The following is a 1,914-nucleotide window of genomic DNA, read 5'->3' on the forward strand; positions in this document are numbered from 1 at the left end:
CCTAGATCTATGGCATAGGCAGCCGGCAGGGCCAGGACATGCAAACCTCGAACATCGAAATCGAAGGGCTGAGCATAGCGATCCGCGAGGCAGGCCCGGCTGAAGCGCCTGCATTCCTGCTGCTGCATGGGTGGCCGCAAAGCTCCTATGCGTTCGAAGGGGTGATCGGCCGGCTGGCTACCGATTACCGGGTCGTCGCACCCGACCTGCCCTGCATCGGCGGCTCGCAAGGCATGCCTGAGGCCGGCGACAAGAGAACCCTGGCGAGGCTGATGAGAGGCGTTGCCGAGGCCTGCGGGCTGCGGCACCTCGTGGCGGCCGGTCACGATGTCGGCGGCCAGATCGTGTTCGCCCTGCTGCGCGACCATCCCGAGATCCTTTCCGGCGCGGCGATCATGAATGTCGCTGTTCCAGGTGTCGCGCCATGGGAAGAGGTCATTCGCAATCCGCGGATCTGGCACTTTGCCTTCCATGCCGTCCCGGCGCTGCCGGAAACGCTGGTGCGCGGCCACCAAAGCACCTATTTCGACTTCTTCTTCAATGTGCTTTCGAAGGATCGGACATCGATCCCGGCGCAGGCCAGGGAAATCTATGCGAGAGCCTATTCCCGGCCTGAAAGCCTCCAGGCCGGTTTCGATTGGTATCGCGCCTTCCCCGAAGATGCCAAAGCCAATGCTGCACGGCCCGCGACGCCAACAGCGATTCCGGTGCTGTATCTCAGGGGCTCGGCCGAGTCCGGCGACATCGGCGACTATGTCGAGGGCCTTAGGGCCGCCGGGCTGTCGAATGTCGAGGGCGACATCATTGCCGACAGCGGGCACTTCGTCGCCGATGAGAACCCCGAAGCGCTCGCCAGCCGCCTGGCGAGATTCCACAGGGAGATCGGCGCGGCAAGCGAAGGCCGCACAGTTCGCGCTGAATGAAATAGCCATGCACCGCCACCGCCGCCTCCTTGAGCAGCCTGGGACGCAACTGCTCGTCGCCATTGTTGCGCAGCCGGGCCAGCGTTTCTTCGACGCGCTGTCCGGCGCGGCCGAGCGCCGCCGCCTTCTCGGCAAGGACTTCATGGCCGAGCGCGTCGAAGGCGGCTTCGGCGGCCGAGGCACTGGTCAGACGGGACGGCGGGCGCAAGGACATTTTCAACCTCCTTTCGCGAAAATCATCCGGTGCGTGACGAATTCTTCGCCCGCCACCGGCGCGAAGCCAAGCCGCTCATAGAAGCCGAAGGCTTCCTGCGGCGCACGGGTGTTGAGCACGGTGAAATAGTGGCGTGCCCTGTCGACAACGGTCTCAACCAGCATGCGGCCAAGGCCGGTGCGCCGATGGCGCGCGCCGACGAACAGATGCCGGACCCGGCCATGGTCCCTGCCCTCGAAATAGGGATCGATGTTCAGCCCGCACACGCCGGCGAGTTCGCCGCCGTGCCATGCTCCGAACAGTGCCTCGCCTCTTTTCAGGAACTTGTTGCGGCCGCTTGTCCAGCCGTCGCGAAGCCGCACCAGCATCCAGTAGCCTTCCCGCCGGCTCTCTTCCATCAGCGCATCGAAGGCCGGTGTCGTCGGCCGCAGCCGTTTCAGCAGATAGTCGGTCTCATGCGTCGCGCCCATGCCGCTACTCCGCCGGCCGCGTCTCTTCCAGCACGGCTTCCTCATGATAGAGGAAGCCGCCGGACTGACGCTTCCACAGCCGCGCGTAGAGCCCGTCGAGCGCCACCAGTTCATCATGCGTGCCTTGTTCGACAATGCGGCCGCCGTCGAGCACGACGAGGCGGTCAAGCGCGGCGATCGTCGACAGCCGGTGGGCGATGGCTATGACCGTCTTGCCTTCCATCAGCCGCGTCAGGTTCTCCTGGATCGCCGCTTCTATGTCGGAATCGAGCGCGGAGGTCGCCTCGTCGAGGATCAGGATCGGCGC

2 protein-coding genes and 2 pseudogenes are annotated in these 1,914 nt (G+C 65.0%); 1 reads left to right on the forward strand and 3 read right to left on the reverse strand.

All coding sequences use genetic code 11. The features are described 5' to 3' along the window. Positions 1-38 precede the first annotated feature (38 nt). Entirely contained in the window at positions 39-923 is an 885-nt protein-coding gene (locus FJ980_RS30250; RefSeq protein WP_140547269.1) for an alpha/beta hydrolase, read from the forward strand. Here FJ980_RS30250 and FJ980_RS35995 read toward each other — a convergent pair. From FJ980_RS35995 to FJ980_RS30265, 3 genes and pseudogenes are all read right to left on the reverse strand, one after another. Beyond that, positions 895-1,137: pseudogene (locus FJ980_RS35995) on the reverse strand (DUF6665 family protein); the annotation flags it as partial. The gene FJ980_RS30250 and the pseudogene FJ980_RS35995 sit on opposite strands and share 29 nt — an antisense overlap. Positions 1,138-1,139: 2 nt before the next feature. Continuing rightward, the gene (locus FJ980_RS30260; protein WP_140547270.1) at positions 1,140-1,607 is read right to left on the reverse strand and encodes a GNAT family N-acetyltransferase; all 468 of its coding nucleotides are present in this window, start codon (positions 1,605-1,607) and stop codon (positions 1,140-1,142) included. Between the two features lie 4 nt (positions 1,608-1,611). Next, a pseudogene (locus FJ980_RS30265) lies at positions 1,612-1,914 on the reverse strand (ABC transporter ATP-binding protein); the annotation flags it as partial.

Origin of the sequence: Mesorhizobium sp. B1-1-5 (genome assembly GCF_006443065.1) — a bacterium.
Lineage (GTDB): Bacteria > Pseudomonadota > Alphaproteobacteria > Rhizobiales > Rhizobiaceae > Mesorhizobium.